Below are 17,823 nucleotides of genomic sequence, written 5' to 3' on the forward strand. Positions count from 1 at the left end.
GAGCGCAGCCTTGACGACAGGGAATGCTGTTTCGGCGCATGAGCGTGTTCAGTCGCCGCCGAGCTTCTTGTACACCGCGCCGACGATCGGTGTGACGATCGCGCGGGGGGCGTAGCCGCTGGCCACCGACATCGCCTTCGAGGTCACCCCGGGCACCACCCGCATCTTGTTGGCGTCCAGGCCGTCGAGGGACAGCTTGGCGGTGTATTCGGTCGAGATCCACAGGAAGTCGGGGATGAGCTTCTCCACCAGCGACTGTTCGTGTTCGTCGGGCAGCGTCTCCCGCACCGGGCCGGGAGCCAGCAGCGTGACGTGCACACCGACGCCCTTGAGCTCCCCGCGCAGCGATTCGCTGAACGTGTTGACGAATGCCTTGGTCGCCGCATAAGTGGCGTTGTTCGGGATGGGGGAGTTGCCCGCCGCCGACCCGGAGATGAGGATGCCGCCGGCGCGGCGCGACACCATGCCCGGCAACACCGCCAGGACCAGATCGTGCACCCCGAGCACGTTCAACTGGACCTGCGCCTTCTCGTCGGCGGGATCGAGGCGCGCGACGGGTCCGAACGTCGCGGTGCCCGCGTTGGCGCACAGGATGGAGATCTCGCGGGTGGCGAGCTCGTCGCACAGCGCGGTGCGGGCCGCCGGATCGGCCAGGTCGACCGGGCGCACCTCGACGGTCACGCCGTAACGCTCCGTCAGCCGCGCCGCCAGGGAGGTCAGCACGTCTTCGCGCCGCGCCGTGATGATCAGGTGGTGCCCACGGGCGGCCAACTCCGTGGCCAGCGCTTCGCCGATGTTCTGGGACGCGCCGGTGACGACCGCGCGGGCCTCGGGGCGGGGTGCGGGTACTGGCATGGGCGGACTATATCGGGACGGGCGCGTGCGCCGTCACCTCGTGTCGGCGGTCTATATCGTGGGCGACCGTGACTCAACCCGCGCCGAAACACCCACCTTCGGCGTCGATCGCCGGCCGAGGCCGCATCGTCGCGTGGGCATTGTGGGACTGCGGGAACACCGGCATGAACGCGATCGTCGCGACGTTCGTGTTCGCGGTGTACCTCACCAGCGCGGTGGGATCGGATCTGCCCGGCGACACCTCGGCCACCAGTTGGCTGGGCCGCGCGATGACCGTGGCGGGGCTGGTGGTGGCCGTGTTGGCGCCCGTGACCGGGGTGTGGGTGCAGGCCCCGGCCCGGCGACGCGTGGTGCTGACGGTGCTGACCGGCACCGCGGTCCTGCTCACCGCGTCGATGAGCCTGATCCGCGACGACCACCGCTACCTGTGGGCGGGTCTGGTGCTGCTGGCCTGCACCGCGGCGTGCGGTGATCTGGCCAGCGTGCCCTACAACGCGATGCTGCGGCAGCTGGCCGGCCCGCAGAGATCGGGGCGGATATCCGGATTGGGTTGGGCTGCAGGATACCTGGGCAGTGTCTTCCTTCTGGTGCTGGTGTACGTGGGTTTCGTCTCCGGCGACGGTGACACCCGCGGTCTGTTCGACATCCCGGTCTCCGACGGCCAGAACATCCGCGCGGCGATGCTGCTGGCCGCCGGCTGGTTCCTGCTGTTCGCGCTGCCGCTGCTGCTCACCGTGCCGACGCACCTCCCGGACGCCGACGTCGTCGACCCGGACCAGCCCTCCGGAGTGTTGGCGGCCTACCGCAGACTGTGGACCGAGATCGTCGGGGAATGGCGCCGGGACCACAACATCGTCTACTACCTGCTCGCCAGCGCGGTGTTCCGCGACGGGCTGGCCGGGGTGTTCGCGTTCGGTGCGGTGCTCGGGGTGAGCGTGTACGGCATCTCTGAGGCCGACGTCCTGCTGTTCGGCGTGAGCGCGTGTGTGGTGGCCGCCGTCGGCGCGGTGATCGGCGGCCTGATCGACGACCGGGTCGGCTCGAAACCGGTGATCGTGGTGTCCCTGGTCGCGATGATCGCGGTCGGTCTGGCCCTGCTGAGTCTGTCCGGCCCGATGGCGTTCTGGGTGTGCGGTCTGCTGCTGTGCCTGTTCATCGGGCCGACGCAGTCCTCGGCGCGCACCCTGATGCTGCGGATGTCGGCCGCGGGCAAAGAGGGAGTGGCGTTCGGCCTGTACACCACGACCGGCCGGGCGGTGGCGTTCCTCGCGCCGTGGCTGTTCTTCATGTTCATCGACCTGTTCGACAGCGACCGCGCGGGTATGGCCGGGCTGTGCGTGGTGCTGGCGGCCGGACTGGCGGCGATGCTCGTGGTGCGGGCACCGCACACCCGGCCGGCGGCGCTAACGCATGCCGACGCAGAAGGTCAGCCCTGACCCGGTGTTCTGCTCCACCTGCGCGCCGTTGATCGTCACCGAGCAGGTGACGTCGCGTCCGACGTTGATGATGCTGATGCGCGCCGAACTGCGCGCCGGCGACGGCAGTTCCACCTGCTTGCTCCACGGGAGCGCGACGTTGAACTCGGTCTGCGGCACCCCGCCGGTGTCGGTGTAGGTGATGTTGATGACACGGCCCTCGCCGACGACGTCATAGGTCACGGTCTCGGTCGACTCCGACCGCCCCGAGGTCGGCGGCGCCGTGGTCGGGGACGGCTCGGTGGTCGGCAGCGGAACCACCGGTGTCGGGATGCGCGACGTGGTGGTGGGGCGCTGCGAGGTGGTGGCGGTCGGTTCCGGCATCGACGGAGCCGGCGCGACCACGGTCTGCTGCCGCGAGCTGTTGGTGATCACCAGCGCGATCACGAGCGCGACGACGAGCAGGACCACCGCACCCGCGAGCACCCACAGCCACATCGGCGATTTGGGGCCCTCCGGCGGTGGTTGCTGGGGGCCGCCGGGCGGATAGCCGGGCCCGTACTGACCGGTCGCGTACGGGTCATAGCCGTACTGGCCATACTGAGAGTACGGCGACAGCCGCTCCGTGGGATTCGGTGCGACGGGAGGCTGATACGCCGGACCGTACGGGGTCTGGTTGGCGTATGCGGGGTCCGGCGGACCCTGGTAGCTGTTACCCAGCGGCTGGGTCGGCTCGGCGCCGTCACGACGTGGTGACTCGGTCATACCCACCTCATGGTCGCAGGGTACCTGCGGATCCCGTCGCGCCGTCGTGGTGTTGGGTGTGCCGGTGATTGCAGACGCGGATACCGTCAGGGGTGGCCGGTCGGTCGCGAGGACCACGGCGAGGATCAGGACGAGGACCAGGACGAGGAGGGTCGACGCGTGATACGCCAGGTGCGGGCGAACTACGGTGCGTCACTGTCGCCTGATGCGACGGCATTCGCCCACCTCGTCGACGACGGCGGCTTCCCGCGGGCGGTGCAGCGGTTCCTGCTCGGGTGGCGGGCGAGTTCCTCGCGCGACGTGGAGTTGCCCGTCGAGGGCCCGGTCACGCGGGTCATGCATTCCGCCGACGGGCACTGGCTGGCCTGCCAGGTCGCGCCCGACGGCAGCGACCGGTTCCAGATCTGGGTGGTGACAACCGATCCCGACGACCGGGACGCCCGCCGCATCGACTCGTGGCCCGACGACCAGGCGGACGGCAGCGCCGAACTCATCGGCTGGGACGGCACGCAGGTCGCGGCGATCCTCACCGGTGAGGACGGCGTCGGAAGTTCGTGCCTGATCGACCCGGCCGACGGCGCCACCGTCGTGCTGGACCGCCGCACGGCAGGTCGCCTGGTCGACGCGTGGGCCGGCGCGTCGCTGGTGCGGGTCGGTCCGCGCGGTTACCGCGACCTCATCATGCTCCGCGGTCTGACCGAAACCGCACTGCTGCCCTACGATCCGGGTTCGACCACCGACATGGGCTACATCCTCGACGACCACAGCCCGCGGCGTCTGCGGTCGGGCCCGATGGGGGAGAGCTTCACGCTCTACCACCCGGCCAAGGACCACGGGCTCAACAGCACCGAAGGCTATGTGCGCGCGCTGATCCGCAGCGACAACGGCGGATCGCACGCCCGCCTCATCGAGGTGACCACCACGGCCGAGGGCGTCAGCTACCACGTCGTCGCGGAGAAGCCCGGATTCGACCTCGACGAGTTCGTGGTCAGCGACGACCTCTCGACCGTCGCGCTGTTGTGGAACATCAACGGCTGCAGCGAGTTACAGATCCTCGAATATGCCGACAACACGTTGTCCGAACCCATCCCGCTGCCCGGGCTCGTGGCGACCGAGCTGTCGATCAGCGCGGGCGGTTCGATGGTCGCGATGACGGTGGAGAGCCCGTCGCTGCCGCCCACCGTCGAACTGGTCGACCCGCGCTCACGCGAGTGGCAACGGGTGGACCGCGAACCCAGCGAGGGCCCGCTGACGGCCGACCCGACGCTGGAGGTGGTCGTCGCCCGCGACGGGATGGAAGTGACCGGCTGGCTGTACCGCCCGCCCGCACCGGTCGAACCGGTCGGCGCGATGATCTTCCTGCACGGCGGGCCGGAGGGTCAGTCCCGGCCGGGCTACAACGAGTACTACCCGGCGCTGCTGGCGGCGGGTATCACGGTGTTCACACCGAATGTCCGCGGCTCGGGCGGATTCGGCCGTGCGTTCATGCACGCCGACGACAAGGAGCTCAGATTCGCCGCCATCGACGACGTGGCGGACTGCGTGCAATACCTGATCGAGCGCGAGGCCGTACACGCCGACCGCATCGCCTGCTGTGGATGGTCCTATGGCGGGTACCTCACGCAGGCGGCGTTGACCTTTCATCCGGAATTGTTCGCCGCGGGGATCAGCATCTGCGGGATGAGCGATCTGAGCACCTGGTACCGCAACACCGAGCCGTGGATCGCCGCGGCCGCATACCCGAAGTACGGACACCCGATCGGTGACCGCGACCTGCTCGAGCGGCTCTCGCCGCTGCTGCGCGCACCCGCCCTGACCGCCCCGCTGCTGCTGGTACACGGCGGTAACGACACCAACGTGCCGCCCAGCGAATCGCAGCAAATGTTCGCCGCATTGCGAGCCCTGGACCGCACCGTGGAGCTGCTGGTGTTCGACGAGGACGGCCACGAGATCGTCAAACGCGAGAACCGCGCCGCGCTCGTCAACGCGATGACGACGTGGCTGCTCAAGGCCTTCTCCACCGCCCCGGTGTCCTGACTCCGGCCGGCGCCGTACCGCAGGTTTGGAGCAATTGTCATGGGGGTAAACGGTGTTGCGCGTCACACCGGCGCGAAGAGGATGGAGGCGGTGCATGAGAGGCATACTCGGCGTAATTGTGCTCGTCTGGTTGCTGATCGGCGTGGTGGCTGCCTTTCAGCGAGATTATTTCAAGGGCGGAGAAGCCAACTGCGCCACGACAGCTCGTGTCGCGTTGACCGTCGTTGCGGGTCCGCTGAACTACGCGGGTGTCAACCCGAAGGTGGACTGCAGCGAGGTGCAGATTCCCGAGCCCAGCCAGTGATGACTGGCGCCAACAAGTAAAGAAGGAGAAGGAGTAAGCGGTGATTATTCTCGGAATCATCTTGGTGGTGCTGGGATTCGTCCTGGGCATGAACATTCTGACCACCATCGGTGCGGTGCTCATCGTCATCGGTGCGGTCTTCTGGATTCTCGGTGCGACCGGCCGCGCGGTCGGAGGCCGAAAAGTCTGGTACTAGCTCTGTAGCCGGCCGGCCGAGGTCAGCGCCGCCACTGTCATGGCTCGAAGGACAGTGCGCGAGCTGGCCTCGGCCGCTCTGTTGTGTCCGGGCTTGACGCTGTGCGGCGTGGAGTTGAGCAGACCGAACGCCGCGTGCGCCATCAGACGCGCCTGCGCCTCGTCGAGTGAGGCGTCCGCCGCGCGCAGGACCTGGACCCAGATCTCGACGTACTGTCGCTGCGCCCGGCGCACCTGCCGTTTGGCGGGGTCGGGCAGGTGGCCCAGGTCGCGGTCCTGGATCCGGATCAGATCGGATTCGCCGAGCGCGAAGTCGAGATGGAAGTCGATGAGCCCGTCGAGCGCCGCCCCCGCATCGGGGGTTCGGGCCAGCACGTCGCGCGCGCCGGCGAGCAGTCGGGCGCTGATGCCGACCAGCAACTCGACGAGCAGCGCCTCCTTGTTGGGGAAGTGCCGGTAGATCGCGGGACCGCTGATGCCGACCGCGGCGCCGATGTCCTCCAGGCGTACGGCGAGGTAACCCTTCTCCGCGACAAGCCGTTCCGCCGCGGCGATCAGCTGGCTGCGGCGGTCCGACTTCGCCTGACTGCGGCGGGTGTTCGCGACTGACGTCGACGCCATGGACGGCCTCTGCGGTGGGGTGGTGGACAGCGGGTGTTAATCGTGATTAACATACCACGAGTTAGTCGTCATTAACTCAAATGAACGGGTTCACCGATGGCACCGTGGGCATCACATCGTGACGGGCACACACCGCTCGTCGAGGAGTTGCGCACCAAGCTCGCGGGTGCGGCGCTCGGCGGGCCGGCGAGGGCGCGGGAGCGTCACGTCAGCCGCGGCAAGCTGCTCCCGCGTGACCGTGTCGACGGCCTTCTCGACGCGGGCAGCCCGTTCCTGGAGATCGCGCCGTTGGCCGCGGACGGGATGTACGACGACGAATGCCCGGGTGCGGGGATGATCGCCGGCATCGGCCGGATCTCCGGACGCGAGTGCACGATCGTGGCGAACGACGCGACCGTGAAGGGCGGCACCTACTATCCGGTGACCGTCAAGAAGCATCTGCGCGCCCAGGAGATCGCCGGGCAGAACCGCCTGCCGTGTGTGTACCTCGTCGACTCCGGCGGCGCGTTCCTGCCCCGCCAGGACGAGGTGTTCCCCGACCGCGACCACTTCGGCCGCATCTTCTACAACCAGGCGACGCTGAGCGCGCAGGGCATCGCGCAGATCGCCGCGGTACTCGGATCGTGCACCGCCGGTGGGGCTTACGTGCCGGCGATGAGCGACGAAGCGGTGATCGTCCGCAATCAGGGCACGATCTTCCTCGGCGGGCCGCCGCTGGTGAAGGCCGCCACCGGCGAGGTCGTCTCCGCGGAGGACCTGGGCGGCGGCGACCTGCACTCCAAGACCTCCGGCGTCACCGACCACCTCGCCCACGACGACCGTGACGCGCTGCGGATCGTGCGGCGCATCGTCGCGACACTCGGGCAGGCCCAGCGGCCGCCGTGGGAGGTGGCCCCCGCGGTGGACGCGGTGGCCGACCAGTCCGAGCTCTACGACGTCGTCCCGGTCGACTCGCGGGTGCCCTACGACGTGCACGAGGTGATCACCCGCATCGTCGACGGCGGTGAGTTCTCCGAGTTCAAGGCCGAGTACGGAACCACACTGGTCACGGGGTTCGCCCGCATCCACGGCCATCCGGTCGGCATCGTCGCCAACAACGGCGTGCTGTTCGGTGAGTCCGCGCAGAAGGGCGCGCATTTCATCGAACTGTGCGACAAGCGCGTGGTGCCGCTGCTGTTCCTGCAGAACATCTCGGGTTTCATGGTGGGTCGCGACTACGAGGCCTCCGGGATCGCCAAACACGGCGCGAAGATGGTCACCGCGGTGGCCTGTGCGCGGGTGCCCAAGCTGACCGTCGTCATCGGCGGGTCCTACGGCGCGGGCAACTACTCGATGTGCGGCCGCGCGTATTCGCCGCGCTTCCTCTGGATGTGGCCGAATGCGCGGATCTCGGTGATGGGTGGTGAACAGGCCGCGTCGGTGCTCGCCACGGTGCGCGGCGAGATGACGCCCGAGCAGGAGCAGGAGTTCAAGGCGCCGATCCGGGAGCAGTACGAACGTCAGGGCAACCCCTACTATTCGACGGCGCGGCTGTGGGATGACGGCGTCATCGACCCGGCCGATACCAGGACGGTCGTGGGGCTGGCCCTTTCCCTTGTCGGACAGGCTCCCCTGGAACCTGTCTCCTACGGCGTCTTCCGGATGTGATGATGACTTTCGACACCGTTTTGGTCGCCAACCGCGGAGAGATCGCCGTTCGGGTCATCCGCACCCTGCGCGCGATGGGGATCCGCTCGGTGGCGGTGTTCAGCGACGCCGACGCCGGTGCGCGCCACGTCGCGGAGGCCGACGTCGCCGTCCGCATCGGCCCGGCCGCCGCCCGGCAGAGCTACCTCGACATCGAGGCGGTGGTGTCCGCGGCCCGGCGCACCGGCGCCCAGGCCGTCCACCCCGGCTACGGATTCCTCTCGGAGAACGCGGATTTCGCCGCGGCCCTGGGAGCAGCGGGTGTCGTGTTCATCGGCCCACCCGTCGACGCGATCAAGACGATGGGCGACAAGATCGCGGCCAAGGCGGCGGTCTCGGCGTTCGGCGTGCCCGTCGTCCCCGGCATCTCGCGGCCGGGCCTGACCGACGACGACCTGATTGCCGGGGTCGGTGACGTCGGCTTCCCGGTGCTGGTGAAACCGTCGGCAGGCGGTGGCGGCAAGGGGATGCGGGTGGTGCGCGACGCCGCCGAACTGCCCGCCGCCCTCGTGTCGGCCCGACGGGAGGCGGCCGCCGCGTTCGGTGACGACACGCTGTTCCTCGAACGGTTCGTGCTCAACCCGCGCCACATCGAGGTGCAGGTCCTCGCCGACGGCCACGGCAACGTCATCCACCTCGGGGAGCGGGAGTGCAGCCTGCAGCGCCGCCACCAGAAGGTGATCGAGGAGGCGCCCTCACCGCTGCTCGACGAGGCCACCCGCGCCAGGATCGGGGAGGCGGCGTGCGACACCGCGCGTAGCGTGGACTACGCCGGGGCGGGCACGGTGGAGTTCATCGTGTCGGCCGACCGGCCCGATGAGTTCTTCTTCATGGAGATGAACACCCGCCTGCAGGTCGAGCACCCGGTCACCGAGATGGTCACCGGTGTGGATCTCGTGGAGCAGCAGGTCCGCATCGCCGCGGGGGAGAAACTGACGATCGCCCAGGGCGACGTCACCCTGCGCGGCCACGCCGTCGAGGCCCGCGTCTACGCCGAGGACCCGGGCCGCGGATTCCTGCCGACCGGTGGCACCGTCCACGGGCTGGCCGAACCCGGCGGTGCCGGCGTCCGGGTCGACTCGGGCCTGAGCCGCGGCGCGGTGGTGGGCAGCGACTACGACCCGATGCTGGCCAAGGTGATCGCTCACGGGTCCGACCGTCCGGCGGCGCTGCGGGCGCTCGATCGCGCGCTGGCGCAGACAGCGGTCCTCGGCGTGGACACGAACGTCGAGTTCCTGCGATTCCTGCTCACCGACCCGGATGTCGTCGCGGGCCGGCTCGACACCGGTCTGCTCGACCGCCGGGCGCCCGACTACGCGCAGGCACCGGTGCGCGACGAGGATCTCATCGCCGCGGCCGCGCACCTGTGGCTACGGGCGTGGCCTGCACCCGGCGGCGACCTGTGGGCGGTGCCGATGGGCTGGCGCGTCGGTGACCACGCTCCCACGACGCATCGCCTGCAGTCCGGTGAGCGCACCGATCACGTCCACCTGACCGGCACCCCGCGGGCCGCCACGGCGCGGGTCGAGGACGGCGAAACCCGTTCGCTGTCGGCCACGCTCGACGGCGACCGGCTCGTCGTCACCCTCGACGGTCTGCGCACCGAGTACCTCGTCGCCGCCGACGGCGAGCAGATGTGGCTGGCCGGCGCAGGCCGGACGGTCGCGGTCGCCGAGGTCCGCGAGGCCCCGGTGCGCCAGGACGACGCCCACAGCGGCGATGCCGAGCTGACCAGCCCGATGCCGGGTTCGGTCGTGGCCGTCGGCATCGACGACGGGGCGACCGTGACGAAGGGGACCGTGGTGGTCACCGTCGAGGCGATGAAGATGGAACACGCCCTGACCGCACCCGTCGACGGTGTGGTCGAACTGCTCGTCGCGGTCGCCGACCAGGTCAAGGTGGGCCAGCCGCTGGCACGGATTGTCGCTACCGACAAAGGAGATCAGTCATGACGGACTTTCTGTCGTCCGGCACCCTGCCGGACCACTACGAACAACTCGCCAAGACCGTGCGCGACTTCGCCCGCACCGTCGTGGCACCGGTCGCCGCCAAACACGACGAGGAGCATTCGTTCCCGTACGAGGTGGTGCGCGGCATGGCCGACATGGGGCTGTTCGGCCTGCCGTTCCCCGAGGAGTACGGCGGGATGGGCGGGGACTATTTCGCGCTGTGCCTGGCCCTGGAGGAACTCGGCAAGGTCGACCAGAGCGTGGCGATCACACTCGAGGCCGGCGTGTCGCTCGGCGCGATGCCGGTGTACCGGTTCGGCAACGAGGCCCAGAAGCGGGAGTGGTTGCCGCAGTTGACCAGTGGCCAAGCGCTCGCGGCGTTCGGGCTGACCGAACCCGGCGGCGGCAGCGACGCCGGGGCGACCAAGACCGCTGCAAAATCGGATGGATCAACGTGGGTCATTAATGGCAGTAAGCAGTTCATCACGAACTCGGGCACCGACATCACCAAGCTGGTCACGGTCACCGCCGTCACGGGCGAGACCGACGGGCGCAAGGAGATCTCGTCGATCCTCGTACCCGTGCCGACCGAGGGGTTCACCGCCGAACCGGCCTACAACAAGGTGGGGTGGAACGCCTCCGACACGCATCCGCTGTCGTTCGACGACGTCCGGGTGCCGGAGGAGAACCTGCTCGGTGAGCGGGGCCGCGGCTACGCGAACTTCCTGCGCATCCTCGACGAGGGCCGGATCGCGATCGCCGCCCTGTCGGTCGGCGCGGCGCAGGGGTGTGTCGACGAGAGTGTCCGGTACGCCAAGGAGCGGGAGGCCTTCGGACGCACCATCGGCAGCAACCAGGCCATCGCGTTCAAGATCGCGCGGATGGAGGCGCGTGCCCACACGGCGCGCACCGCCTACTACGACGCCGCGGCGCTGATGCTGTCCGGTAAACCGTTCAAGAAGGAAGCCGCGATCGCCAAGCTGGTGGCCAGCGAGGCCGCGATGGACAACGCCCGCGACGCCACACAGATCTTCGGCGGCTACGGCTTCATGAACGAGTTCACCGTCGCGCGGCACTACCGCGACAGCAAGATCCTCGAAATCGGCGAGGGGACAACCGAAGTCCAGCTCATGCTGATCGCGCGGCAGGCGGGCCTGTGAGCGGTGACAAGCGGATCGTCGTCCAGCGCGGGCTGTGGTTCGAGGAGTTCGAGACCGGGGTGCTCTACCAGCACCGGCCCGGCCGCACCATCACCGAGGCCGACAACGTCCTGTTCACCACGCTGACCATGAACACGCAGGCGCTGCATCTCGACGCCGCGTTCTCCGACGCGCTGCCGCCGTTCAACCAGCGGCTGGTCAACTCGATGTTCACGCTCTCGACGCTGGTGGGCCTGTCGGTCGCACAGCTCACGCAGGGCACGATCGTCGGCAACCTCGGCTTCGGCGAGGTGGCGTTCCCGAAACCGCTGTTCCACGGCGACACCCTCTACGCGGAGACCGAGGTGCTCGAGAAGCGCGAGTCCAAGAGCCGGCCGGGGGAGGGCATCGTGACGTTCGCCCACGTCGGGCGCAACCAGCACGGCGACATCGTCGCCACCGCGTCGCGAAAGACCATGGTGCGCAAGCAACCCGTCGAGGAGGCCTGATGATTGGCACCGGACCCGGGTGGCTGTTCTGCCCCGCCGACCGGCCCGAGCGGTTCGAAAAGGCCGCCTCCGCAGCCGATGTGGTGATCCTCGACCTCGAAGACGGGGTGGCCGCCAAGGACCGCGAGGCGGCCAGGCGGGCGCTCGTCGACACTCCGCTCGATCCGGCGCGCACCGTGGTCCGGATCAACCCCGCGGCCACGCCCGACCACGAACTCGACCTGAAGGCGTTGGCGCGGACGGACTACACGACCGTCATGCTCGCCAAGACCGAGAGCGCCGACCAGGTGGGGGCGCTCGCACCGCTGGACGTCGTGGCGTTGATCGAGACCCCGCTGGGCGCGCTCAGCGTCGTGGAGGTGAGCCGGGTGGACAACACCGTCGCCGTGATGTGGGGCGCCGAGGATCTGCTGGCCGTGCTCGGCGGCACCTCGAGTCGGCGGCCCGACAACTCCTACCGGGACTTCGCCGTCCACGTGCGGTCGCAGTCGCTGCTCGCCGCCAAGGCCTACGGCCGCATGGCCCTGGACTCGGTCTACCTCGATATCAAGGACCTCGACGGGCTGCGGGCGGAGGTCGACGACGCCGTCGCGGTCGGGTTCGACGCCAAGGTCGCCATCCATCCCACCCAGGTCGCGGTGATCCGCGACGGCTACCGGCCCACCGACGAACAGGCCGACTGGGCCCGTCGCGTCCTGGACACGGCGCGCGGTGAACGCGGCGTCTTCCAGTTCGAGGGCATAATGGTGGATGCCCCAGTGCTGAGGCGAGCGGAGCGCATCGTCGCGTTGGCGCCACACCCAGGCAGCTGACGGACAGCCCTGACACCAAGGGTCCTGCTCCGACCGCCACACGCTGAGCACCTGAAGTCGTCGGACGGCGAAACATGCCGTCGATGCGACCTGAAGGAGGCGGTATGGCCGGCGTCGATATGGACCCCGTGCAGCTGGTGGGTGCCGACGGCACACCGAGCGCACACCATCGCCACAGCCGCGACCTGCCTCCGGAGACCCTCTCCTGGTTGTACGAGACGATGGTCGTCACCCGCGACCTCGACACCGAGTTCGTGCACCTGCAGCGTCAGGGTGAGCTCGCGCTCTACGCGTCCTGCCGCGGTCAGGAAGCCGCCCAGGTCGGCGCCGCCGCCTGTCTGCGCAAGACCGACTGGCTGTTCCCGCAGTACCGGGAGATCGGTGCGTTCCTGCTGCGCGGCATCGCCCCGGCGCAGATGGCGGCGGTCTGGCGAGGCAAGTGGCACGGCGGGCTGGAGTTCACGGCGAAGTGCTGCGCGCCCATCTCGATCCCGATCGGCACCCAGGGGCTGCACGCCGTGGGGGCCGCGATGGCCGCCCAACGCCTCGGCGAGGATTCCGTGACGGTCGTGTTCCTCGGCGACGGCGCCACCAGCGAGGGCGACGTCCACGAGGCGATGAACCTGGCCGCCGTCTATCAGGTGCCGTGCGTGTTCTTCGTCCAGAACAACCAGTGGGCGATCTCGGTGCCGGTGGAGCGGCAGGTGGCCGGTCCGTCGATCGCCCACCGCGCCGCCGGGTACGGCATGCCGGGTGTGCGGGTCGACGGTAACGACGTGCTGGCCTGCTTCGCGGTGATGTCGGAGGCGGCCGCGCGCGCCCGCGGAGGCGGCGGGCCGACGCTGATCGAGGCGGTCACCTACCGGCTCGGACCGCACACCACGTCCGACGATCCCAGCCGGTACCGCGAGCAGTCCGAGGTCGAGCGGTGGCAGGCGCTCGACCCCATCCCGCGCTACCGCACCTACCTGCAGAACGTCGGCGTGTGGACGGAACGACTGGAGGAGCGGGTGTCCGCCAGGTCGAAACGGCTTCGCGCGGAACTGCGCGAAGCGGTGGTCGGTGCGCCCGATGTCGATGTCGCCGAGGTGTTCGACACGGTCTACCACGACATCACCCCGGACCTGGCCGAGCAGCGCGACCGGTTGCTCGCCGAGTTGGCGAAGGAGGCGTGACATGACCCAGTTGATCGAGCGGCCCGCCGGCGCGAACGGCGACGACCGGCCGTTCCTCACCCACGTCACGCCGGTCACCGAGCTGACCATGGTGCAGGCCGTCAACCGCGCCTTGCACGACGCCATGGCCGCCGACGACCGCGTGCTGGTCTTCGGCGAGGACGTCGCGACGCTGGGCGGGGTGTTCCGGGTGACCGAGGGACTTGCCGAGACCTTCGGCGAGCGACGATGTTTCGACACGCCCCTCGCCGAGTCGGCGATCGTCGGGATCGCGATCGGCATGGCGATCCGCGGCTTCGTGCCGGTGCCCGAGATCCAGTTCGACGGCTTCGCCGCCCCGGCGTTCGACCAGGTGGTCAGCCACCTCGCGAAGTACCGTATGCGCACGCGTGGCGACGTGGACATGCCGGTGACGATCCGCATCCCGTCGTTCGGCGGAATCGGTGCGGTGGAACACCATTCGGAATCGACGGAGACGTACTGGGTGCACACCGCCGGCCTCAAGGTGGTGACACCGTCCGGTCCGTCCGATGCGTACTGGCTGCTGCGGCACGCGATCGCCGCTCGCGACCCGGTGATCTACCTGGAACCGAAACGGCGGTATTGGGCGCGCGAACCGGTGGACACCGCTGTGCCGGGTCTCCCGATCGGCCGGGCGGCGGTGCGCCGCGAGGGCGCCGACGTCACGGTGCTCACCTACGGCCCGCTGGTGGCGACGGCCCTGTCCGCCGCCGAGCATGCAGCGGCCGAATGCGATTGGTCGCTGGAGGTCGTCGACCTGCGCTCGCTCAACCCGCTCGACTTCGACACCGTGGCCGCGTCGGTGATCAAGACGGGCCGCGCCGTGGTGATGCACGAGGGGCCGCGGACACTGGGCTTCGGCGCCGAACTGGCCGCGCGGATCTCCGAAGAGTTGTTCTACGACCTGGAAGCGCCGGTGTTGCGCGCCACCGGGTTCGACACCCCGTATCCTCCGGCGCGGCTCGAGAAGCTGTGGCTGCCGGGGGTGGACCGATTGCTCGACTGTGTGCAGCGGACCCTGGAGATGCCATGAGCGTGCAGGACTTCCTGGTGCCCGACCTCGGTGAGGGTCTGCAGGACGCGGCGATCACCTCCTGGGCGGTCGAGGTGGGGGACGAGGTCGAGCTCAACCAGACGCTGTGCACCGTGGAGACGAACAAGGCCGAGGTGGAGATTCCGAGCCCGTACGCCGGGCGGGTTGTCGAGCGTGGGGGAGACGAAGGGCAGACCCTCGACGTGGGCGCCCTGCTGGTGCGGATCTCGACATCGGAATCGGTTGCTCCGCAACGTCGACCGGTGCTGGTGGGGTACGGCGCGGACGAGGCGATGGATGCCAGCAGACGCACCCGCGCACCGTCGGCGCGTCCGCGAGCCAAGCCGCCGGTGCGCAAACTGGCCGCTGAGTTGAACGTGAACCTGGCCGAAGTGCCGCCATCGGGTGAGGATGGGATCGTCACCCGGGAGGACGTCCAGCATGCGGCCGCTGACGTGAGCGACACGACCACGGTGCGGGGCGTCCAGGCCGAGATGGCACGGCGGATGTCGTTGTCGCGGCGGGAGATTCCGGATGCGCACGCCGGCATCACGGTGGACGGCAGCGCGCTGTTGCGGCTGCGCGACAGGCTGCATGACGCGGACCCGCCGGTGACGCCGTTCGTGTTGACCCTTCGCCTGCTGACGGTGGCGCTGCAGCATCATCCGGCGCTCAACGCGACGTGGATCGAGACGGCCGACGGCCCGCAGATCCACCGGCACAGAGCGATTCACCTCGGATTCGGTGTCGCCGCACCGCGGGGGCTGTTGGTTCCCGTGATCGCGGATGCCCACGACAAGACCACCCGCGAGCTCGCCGCGGCGGTGGCACGGCTGGTGGACGAAGCGCGCACCGGACGGGTGCGCCCTGCCGAACTATCGGGGTCGACGTTCACCGTCTCGAATTTCGGCGCGCTCGGGCTGGACGAGGGCGTGCCGGTGATCAATCACCCCGAGGCCGCGATCCTGGGAATGGGTTCGTTGAAGCCGCGCGCGGTGGTGGTCGACGGCCAGGTGGTCGCCCGCCCGACGATGACGCTGACGTGCGCCTTCGATCACCGCATCGCCGACGGGGCCACCGTGGCGGCTTTCCTGGGTGAGTTGCGCGAGCTGGTGGAGACGCCGGAGCTCGCGCTTCTCGACCTGTGAGCTACCTGCGCTTGGCGGCGGCGAGGCGGCGGGCGAACTCCGGCGATTCGATGGACGACGCCTGAGGACCGAGTTCGATGTCGACCGCCGTGCGGTGCTGTTCGGTGTCGACTGTGCCCGGGTTCGCGGTCGCCCGCATCGATGCCTTCGTCGCCAGCACGACATCGCGTGGTGCGGCCGCGGGCCCGGCGGCCAGGTCGCGCGCGGCGGAGACGGGGTCGTCGGCGACCCCGAGGGCGAGGCCGTAGCGGACCGCGGTCTCGGCGTCGAAACGCTTACCGAACAGCAGAGCCGCCTTGGCGACCTCGGGCCCGACGGCCCGCTGCAGCATCCAGGTCGCCCCGCCGCCGGGATGGATGCCGAGTTTCTGGAAGCGCGGGTCGAACAGGGCATTCGGGCCCGCGATCCGAACATCCGCCGCGAGCGCCAGGTTCAGTCCGGCGCCGACGGCCGCCCCGTTCACGGCCGCGATGGTCGGGAGCGTGCAGTGGGCCACCGCCAGGAAGCCGTCGTAGATGCGGCGCAATCCATCCTCGGTGGCCTCGCCCAGCGCCGTCAGATCCGCACCCGCGCAGAACGCCTTACCCGCCCCGGTGACGATCACCGCGTGCACCTGGGCGTCGGCTTCCGCGGCCTCGACGGCCGCGCGCAGGGCGGCGGACATCTCGAAGGTCACCGCGTTGCGGCGGTCGGGATCGTTGACGGTGATCAGGGCGACGTGATCGTCGACCTGCATCAGCACTGAATCAGACACGCGCCCACCCTAGCCAGCCTCGTCGTCCTCGCCGTGGTCCCCGCCCGCTGTGCGGTCGGTGAGGTAGCGGTGGGGGTGGAAGTGGTTGTTGACTCTCGGTTGGCCGGTGTCGAGGTGTTCGGGTGGGATCCAGTGGGTGCGGCCGTCGCCGGGGCGCACGGTGGTCCATCCGGTCTCTTCGATGAGCAGGTTGGCGGGTTGGCAGGCCAGGGTTTGGGTGTCGATATCGGTGCGGCCGCCATCGCAGAAGTCGTCGGTGTGGTGGGCCTCGGTCCAGTAGAACGGCACCGTGCAGTGCGGGTGGGTGCAGCCCCGATCCCGCGCGAACAGGGCGAGGCGTTGGGCGGTGGTGGCGGTGCGTGTGGCGCGGCCGAGGTAGAGGATTTCTTCGGTGTGGTCGTCGAACACGGCCAGGTAGTGGCGGGAGTGGCCGGCCAGGCGGATGAGGTCGCGCACCGGGAGGCGGTTGCCGCCGCCGGTGTGGGCCCAGCCGGCGGCGCGTTCGAGTTCGCTGAGGGTGGCGGTGGCCACGATGCCGGCGGGTACGCCGGCGACCCGGCCCAGGGCGCCGGAGGCGACGGCGTCGCCGAGGGCGCGGGTCAGCGCGTCGTGGTGGCGTTGGCCGGGGGTGCGGTCGTCGCGGCCGGTGACCGCGTCGTCGTGGGGCAGGTTGTGGCCGGGGGCGGCGTACTTGGCGGCGATGACATCCCAGTAGGCGCGGGCTTCGGGGGTGAGCCAGCCTTCGATGCGGCTCATCCCGTCGGCCTGCTGACGGCCCACCCGGAGGTGGCGGCGGCGGCGCAGGGTCTGGTGGTCGGGTTCGGTGCCGTCCTGGTCGATGAACCCCAACAGGGTCTCGGCGACCTGCTTGAACTGATCCGGACGCAACTCGATCGCGTGGGTGACCAGATCGCGTTCGTAGTCGTCACGGCGCGCGGCCGACACCCAGACCGGCAGCTTCCGGATGAAGTCCTGGATGACCCGCACATGCGCGACCCCGATATCGCCACGGGCCACCGCGGCCGCGGTATGGCTCAACTCGGTCTGCACGCGTTCCCCGTGAATCGTGTAGCGGGGACCCAACTGGGCGGCGTCGGTGATCCGGTTCCGGGCGTCGGTGGCCGTGATGCGCAGGTGGTTGGCCAACACCTCGCGGATGGAGGTGGCGCCCAAAGCGTGGGGGTCGGCGCCGATCAGGCGCGCGGTGAGCCGGTGCTCCACGGCCGGGACCGCCCAGACGGCGTGTTTGATGCGGTCGAGTTCGGCCACCACCTGCGGGTCGGTCAGGTCGTCGATCGGAGCGGTCTGCAGGTCGGCGACCGCCGCCCGCAGGCGGTCGACCGCTGCGCTGAAGTCCCCATCCATATCTCGAACACTAGTTCGAGGGTCCGACAAAACCCGGCCG

General features: G+C 69.6%; 17 protein-coding genes. 12 read left to right on the top strand and 5 right to left on the bottom strand.

All coding sequences use genetic code 11. From position 1 onward, the window contains the following. Window positions 1-48: 48 nt before the first annotated feature. Entirely contained in the window at window positions 49-855 is an 807-nt protein-coding gene (gene cmrA, locus AU196_RS15505; protein WP_059095956.1) for a mycolate reductase, read from the bottom strand. 68 nt (window positions 856-923) lie between these two features. Here cmrA and AU196_RS15510 point away from each other — a divergent pair, with 68 nt between their 5' ends. Next, window positions 924-2,291, top strand: coding sequence for an MFS transporter (locus AU196_RS15510; RefSeq protein ID WP_059095957.1), 1,368 nt, complete (start codon window positions 924-926; stop codon window positions 2,289-2,291). Here the strand turns inward: AU196_RS15510 and AU196_RS15515 are convergent. Further along, window positions 2,259-3,035 (bottom strand): MmpS family transport accessory protein, encoded by a 777-nt coding sequence (locus AU196_RS15515; RefSeq protein WP_059095958.1) that lies wholly within the window; start codon window positions 3,033-3,035, stop codon window positions 2,259-2,261. The genes AU196_RS15510 and AU196_RS15515 overlap by 33 nt on opposite strands. Before the next feature lie 159 nt (window positions 3,036-3,194). Between AU196_RS15515 and AU196_RS15520 the strand changes: the two genes are divergently transcribed. The 3 genes from AU196_RS15520 to AU196_RS25860 all read left to right on the top strand — a co-directional run bounded on the left by AU196_RS15520 (window position 3,195) and on the right by AU196_RS25860 (window position 5,572). Further along, window positions 3,195-5,072, top strand: coding sequence for an alpha/beta hydrolase family protein (locus AU196_RS15520; RefSeq protein ID WP_059095959.1), 1,878 nt, complete (start codon window positions 3,195-3,197; stop codon window positions 5,070-5,072). Between the two features lie 94 nt (window positions 5,073-5,166). Next, the gene (locus AU196_RS15525) at window positions 5,167-5,376 is read left to right on the top strand and encodes a hypothetical protein (RefSeq protein WP_059095960.1); all 210 of its coding nucleotides are present in this window, start codon (window positions 5,167-5,169) and stop codon (window positions 5,374-5,376) included. A 40-nt stretch (window positions 5,377-5,416) separates the two neighbouring features. Beyond that, on the top strand, window positions 5,417-5,572 hold the full coding sequence (locus AU196_RS25860) for a DUF6131 family protein (RefSeq protein ID WP_011768318.1): 156 nt from the start codon (window positions 5,417-5,419) through the stop codon (window positions 5,570-5,572). Here AU196_RS25860 and AU196_RS15530 read toward each other — a convergent pair. After that, window positions 5,569-6,192 (bottom strand): SACE_7040 family transcriptional regulator, encoded by a 624-nt coding sequence (locus AU196_RS15530; RefSeq protein ID WP_059095961.1) that lies wholly within the window; start codon window positions 6,190-6,192, stop codon window positions 5,569-5,571. The genes AU196_RS25860 and AU196_RS15530 overlap by 4 nt on opposite strands. A gap of 96 nt (window positions 6,193-6,288) precedes the next feature. On the opposite strand from AU196_RS15530, the gene AU196_RS15535 reads away from it, so the two are divergent. The 8 genes from AU196_RS15535 (at window position 6,289) to AU196_RS15570 (ending at window position 15,664) form a co-directional block, all read left to right on the top strand. After that, window positions 6,289-7,839 carry a carboxyl transferase domain-containing protein gene (locus AU196_RS15535; protein ID WP_059095962.1) on the top strand — a complete coding sequence of 517 codons (1,551 nt, stop codon included), beginning with the start codon at window positions 6,289-6,291 and terminating at the stop codon, window positions 7,837-7,839. 2 nt (window positions 7,840-7,841) lie between these two features. Next, the gene (locus AU196_RS15540) at window positions 7,842-9,830 is read left to right on the top strand and encodes an acetyl-CoA carboxylase biotin carboxylase subunit (protein ID WP_059095963.1); all 1,989 of its coding nucleotides are present in this window, start codon (window positions 7,842-7,844) and stop codon (window positions 9,828-9,830) included. After that, window positions 9,827-10,987: an acyl-CoA dehydrogenase family protein gene (locus tag AU196_RS15545; RefSeq protein ID WP_059095964.1), complete on the top strand. Its 1,161-nt coding sequence runs from the start codon at window positions 9,827-9,829 to the stop codon at window positions 10,985-10,987. The genes AU196_RS15540 and AU196_RS15545 overlap by 4 nt, the downstream gene beginning before the upstream one ends. After that, entirely contained in the window at window positions 10,984-11,475 is a 492-nt protein-coding gene (locus AU196_RS15550) for a MaoC family dehydratase (protein WP_059095965.1), read from the top strand. Before AU196_RS15545 ends, AU196_RS15550 begins: the two co-directional genes overlap by 4 nt. After that, a complete protein-coding gene (locus AU196_RS15555) occupies window positions 11,475-12,287 on the top strand; it encodes an HpcH/HpaI aldolase/citrate lyase family protein (RefSeq protein ID WP_197415801.1) in 813 nt (270 codons plus the stop codon). The genes AU196_RS15550 and AU196_RS15555 overlap by 1 nt, the downstream gene beginning before the upstream one ends. 74 nt (window positions 12,288-12,361) lie before the next feature. Continuing rightward, the gene (gene pdhA / locus AU196_RS15560) at window positions 12,362-13,462 is read left to right on the top strand and encodes a pyruvate dehydrogenase (acetyl-transferring) E1 component subunit alpha (RefSeq protein WP_197415802.1); all 1,101 of its coding nucleotides are present in this window, start codon (window positions 12,362-12,364) and stop codon (window positions 13,460-13,462) included. 1 nt (window position 13,463) lies between these two features. Further along, the gene (locus AU196_RS15565) at window positions 13,464-14,516 is read left to right on the top strand and encodes an alpha-ketoacid dehydrogenase subunit beta (RefSeq protein WP_059095967.1); all 1,053 of its coding nucleotides are present in this window, start codon (window positions 13,464-13,466) and stop codon (window positions 14,514-14,516) included. After that, the gene (locus tag AU196_RS15570; protein ID WP_059095968.1) at window positions 14,513-15,664 is read left to right on the top strand and encodes a dihydrolipoamide acetyltransferase family protein; all 1,152 of its coding nucleotides are present in this window, start codon (window positions 14,513-14,515) and stop codon (window positions 15,662-15,664) included. Before AU196_RS15565 ends, AU196_RS15570 begins: the two co-directional genes overlap by 4 nt. Before the next feature lies 1 nt (window position 15,665). On the opposite strand, the gene AU196_RS15575 is transcribed toward AU196_RS15570, so the two are convergent. Continuing rightward, the gene (locus tag AU196_RS15575; protein WP_059095969.1) at window positions 15,666-16,418 is read right to left on the bottom strand and encodes an enoyl-CoA hydratase; all 753 of its coding nucleotides are present in this window, start codon (window positions 16,416-16,418) and stop codon (window positions 15,666-15,668) included. A gap of 9 nt (window positions 16,419-16,427) precedes the next feature. Continuing rightward, window positions 16,428-17,783 carry an HNH endonuclease signature motif containing protein gene (locus AU196_RS15580; RefSeq protein WP_059095970.1) on the bottom strand — a complete coding sequence of 452 codons (1,356 nt, stop codon included), beginning with the start codon at window positions 17,781-17,783 and terminating at the stop codon, window positions 16,428-16,430. Between the last annotated feature and the right edge of the window lie 40 nt (window positions 17,784-17,823).

The sequence above is a fragment of the Mycobacterium sp. IS-1742 genome (genome assembly GCF_001500125.1).
GTDB lineage: Bacteria > Actinomycetota > Actinomycetes > Mycobacteriales > Mycobacteriaceae > Mycobacterium.

Coding starts and splice junctions, on each gene's coding strand:
- cmrA (WP_059095956.1), bottom strand. CDS start 855: ATGCCAGTACCCGCACCCCGCCCCGAGGCCCGCGCGGTCGTCACCGGC.
- AU196_RS15515 (WP_059095958.1), bottom strand. CDS start 3,035: ATGACCGAGTCACCACGTCGTGACGGCGCCGAGCCGACCCAGCCGCTG.
- AU196_RS15525 (WP_059095960.1), top strand. CDS start 5,167: ATGAGAGGCATACTCGGCGTAATTGTGCTCGTCTGGTTGCTGATCGGC.
- AU196_RS15530 (WP_059095961.1), bottom strand. CDS start 6,192: ATGGCGTCGACGTCAGTCGCGAACACCCGCCGCAGTCAGGCGAAGTCG.
- AU196_RS15535 (WP_059095962.1), top strand. CDS start 6,289: ATGGCACCGTGGGCATCACATCGTGACGGGCACACACCGCTCGTCGAG.
- AU196_RS15540 (WP_059095963.1), top strand. CDS start 7,842: ATGACTTTCGACACCGTTTTGGTCGCCAACCGCGGAGAGATCGCCGTT.
- AU196_RS15545 (WP_059095964.1), top strand. CDS start 9,827: ATGACGGACTTTCTGTCGTCCGGCACCCTGCCGGACCACTACGAACAA.
- AU196_RS15555 (WP_197415801.1), top strand. CDS start 11,475: ATGATTGGCACCGGACCCGGGTGGCTGTTCTGCCCCGCCGACCGGCCC.
- pdhA (WP_197415802.1), top strand. CDS start 12,362: ATGCCGTCGATGCGACCTGAAGGAGGCGGTATGGCCGGCGTCGATATG.
- AU196_RS15565 (WP_059095967.1), top strand. CDS start 13,464: ATGACCCAGTTGATCGAGCGGCCCGCCGGCGCGAACGGCGACGACCGG.
- AU196_RS15570 (WP_059095968.1), top strand. CDS start 14,513: ATGAGCGTGCAGGACTTCCTGGTGCCCGACCTCGGTGAGGGTCTGCAG.
- AU196_RS15580 (WP_059095970.1), bottom strand. CDS start 17,783: ATGGATGGGGACTTCAGCGCAGCGGTCGACCGCCTGCGGGCGGCGGTC.